The following is a 2,512-nucleotide window of genomic DNA, read 5'->3' on the forward strand; positions in this document are numbered from 1 at the left end:
TTTCTTTTTGCTTCCATTTTTTTCGATGTAAACTCATGACACAAATTTAAGGTTATTACTAATTTATGTGTCCAGGAATTAATCACGCTATTACCTTAATTTCTTCTATTAGCAATTTGTTTTCATTCTGTTTTCCAATTTTGGTATTAGTATCTAAATAGCTTATTAAAGAATAGATGTAAAATAGCTGGGAGTTCTCTCCTAAAGAAGATTTATCATTAAGGTTATTCTTAAAATAATCTATGCAAAGTTTTAATTCTTTATTTGCATCTTCATAGTTTCCTAAATATATTTTGTTTTGAGCAATAAAGTAAACGGTTTTATTAGTGATATAATCATCTTTAAGCTCTATAGAATATTTATTTGCAAATAATATATTATCTAAGGCTTTTTGATAAAACCCTTCATCCATATAGATTGTGCCTTTATTTAGATAGGCGGCAGTTAATAATTGTGTGCTTTTAGATTTTTTTGCAATAATTAGCGCACTATCTGCATATTTAAAATTATTTAGCTTTTGATAGTATTTACTTGCATATCTGTAGGCATAAAATAGAGATTCTTCATTATTCTCCTTCTTAGATTTTTCAATATAGTAATCAATCAAGACTAAAGCTTTGTCTTTTTCATTTTGTAAACTATCAATCTTTTTTTCTATTTGCTCATAGCTTAGTTTATCGCTGATAATACTTTGACCATAGAAATTCAAAATTCCAAGGAAAAATGATAGCGTAAATAAGATAAAATTTTTGGAATTTTTCATGACACTATTAATATAAGAAAACCTGATAAACTTGATTTTCAAATTTTTTAGTTGTACAAAAATACATCATTTAGTTTGTAAAAAAAGAATCTCATTAACGATATAGAAGTGATTTTTTTTTATATAGAAGTTTGAAAATAGTGATTAAACCTAATGATACAGTACTTTTGCTTAAACAATAAAAAAATAATATTATGAAAAAATTCATCCTTGTATCCGCAACTATGTTATTAATTACTGCTGTTTCTTGTAGACAAACTGATGATGTTTTGAGCACAGAAGACATTGCAACAATAAAAGTTATTGAAAGCAATAGAAATAATGAATCTTCAGATTCTAACTATACAATGAAATCTGATAGCATCCAATACAATGAATTTACTACGCAAACTTTTGATGGTGAAATACAATCGCCTCCAAGAAAATAATTTATTTTCCAAAAGGATGTCTGCTTAATTTCAATAAGTGGAACTCTAAAATTATATAAACACTAAAATTTTGTGTTACAAAATGACCTAATTCAAAAAAATATAACAATTAAAAAAATTACTATGAAAAAATTTATTCTTACATTCGCAACTATATTATTAATTACTATAGTTTCTTGTAGAAAAACCGATGATGTTTTGAGCGCAGAAGACATTGCAACAATAAAAGTTATTGAAAGTAATAATAGTGGATCTTCAGATTCTAACCAAACAATGAAGTCTGATAGTACGCAAAACAATGAATTTACTACGCAAACTTTTGATGGTGAAATACAATCGCCTCCAAGAAAATAAGATTTTGTAGTGAGCCTCAAAAATCAGAATAAATATTAATAATCCCAGAAATAAATATATGATAGAAAATTTATATTTTTTTTTTCGTATCAATAATCAATCACTAAAGATGTTTCCTTTGAGGTTTTTGTTGTTGATATTTTATTTCTTTTTCTTAATGACCTATGCACAGAATAAGGTAGATTCTCATTCCTTTAGGCTTTCAGATGAAATTAACATTTCAGAAGGAGTTATACTTTATGATTATACATCTCCTAATATACCTGATAGAGAAGAAAAAAGAAAAGATAAAACTGCTACTAAAAAATCTCATTCTAAAACAATCTCTGAACAAGTAAGTGAGCATAAAATTGCAAAAATTAAAAAAGCAAAAGATAATCAGGAAAAATCAAATGATAATATTTATTATAACTCGTTCTATGCTCAAGATTTACAGTCAAAATCATTAATCGACTACACATTTCAGTATGGGAAAATGGCTACCACAATATCTGCAAACAAAATACTTATAAGCAAATCGTTTCCTATTTATGTTTTACAATCATTTTTTTATCAAGCAAAAAAACAGATTAACTATCATATTCTTTCCTATTTACAATTTGGCAAGTACAATAATTCTTCACTTCGTGCTCCGCCTTTTATTTATGTAATTTAATTTACAATAATTGACCAAAATCTCTCAAACATAAATTTCATGTAGATTTTAAAAAAACTGATAAATAAATTATCAAAAGTTTAAAATAAAAATAAAAATTTCATAAATGAAAATAAATATACTTAAAATATTTGCGATACTCTCTTTTGTGAGCAGTACTTTGCTATCTGCGCAAACCAATCAGAATTTAGAGATGGTACAAATAGCGGGGGATGGAAATCCTACGGCAAATGGACCAACTTTAAGCACGCCAATTAATTTCGTAAGAAATGCGGATAATCCAACAGGAAATGGATATGCAACATATTCTCC

The 2,512-nt window shown here is 26.4% G+C and carries 5 protein-coding genes; 4 read left to right on the top strand and 1 reads right to left on the bottom strand.

Annotated features, from left to right (window positions below):
* Window positions 1-82 precede the first annotated feature (82 nt).
* Window positions 83-763, bottom strand: a complete 681-nt coding sequence (locus tag HNQ03_RS15905; protein ID WP_173780679.1) for a hypothetical protein — start codon at window positions 761-763, stop codon at window positions 83-85.
* A gap of 194 nt (window positions 764-957) precedes the next feature.
* Between HNQ03_RS15905 and HNQ03_RS15910 the strand changes: the two genes are divergently transcribed.
* From HNQ03_RS15910 to HNQ03_RS15925, 4 genes are all read left to right on the top strand, one after another.
* A complete protein-coding gene (locus HNQ03_RS15910; RefSeq protein WP_173780680.1) occupies window positions 958-1,191 on the top strand; it encodes a hypothetical protein in 234 nt (77 codons plus the stop codon).
* Window positions 1,192-1,314: 123 nt separating this feature from the next.
* Window positions 1,315-1,545, top strand: coding sequence for a hypothetical protein (locus tag HNQ03_RS15915; RefSeq protein WP_173780681.1), 231 nt, complete (start codon window positions 1,315-1,317; stop codon window positions 1,543-1,545).
* Window positions 1,546-1,603: 58 nt separating this feature from the next.
* The gene (locus HNQ03_RS15920) at window positions 1,604-2,200 is read left to right on the top strand and encodes a hypothetical protein (protein WP_173780682.1); all 597 of its coding nucleotides are present in this window, start codon (window positions 1,604-1,606) and stop codon (window positions 2,198-2,200) included.
* A gap of 106 nt (window positions 2,201-2,306) precedes the next feature.
* Window positions 2,307-2,512, top strand: a 206-nt coding sequence (locus tag HNQ03_RS15925; RefSeq protein ID WP_173780683.1) for a hypothetical protein, incomplete at its 3' end; no start/stop codon positions are given.

Source organism: Frigoriflavimonas asaccharolytica (genome assembly GCF_013294015.1).
GTDB classification, from domain to species: Bacteria; Bacteroidota; Bacteroidia; order Flavobacteriales; family Weeksellaceae; genus Frigoriflavimonas; species Frigoriflavimonas asaccharolytica.

Coding starts and splice junctions, on each gene's coding strand:
- HNQ03_RS15905 (WP_173780679.1), bottom strand. CDS start 763: ATGAAAAATTCCAAAAATTTTATCTTATTTACGCTATCATTTTTCCTT.
- HNQ03_RS15910 (WP_173780680.1), top strand. CDS start 958: ATGAAAAAATTCATCCTTGTATCCGCAACTATGTTATTAATTACTGCT.
- HNQ03_RS15915 (WP_173780681.1), top strand. CDS start 1,315: ATGAAAAAATTTATTCTTACATTCGCAACTATATTATTAATTACTATA.
- HNQ03_RS15920 (WP_173780682.1), top strand. CDS start 1,604: ATGATAGAAAATTTATATTTTTTTTTTCGTATCAATAATCAATCACTA.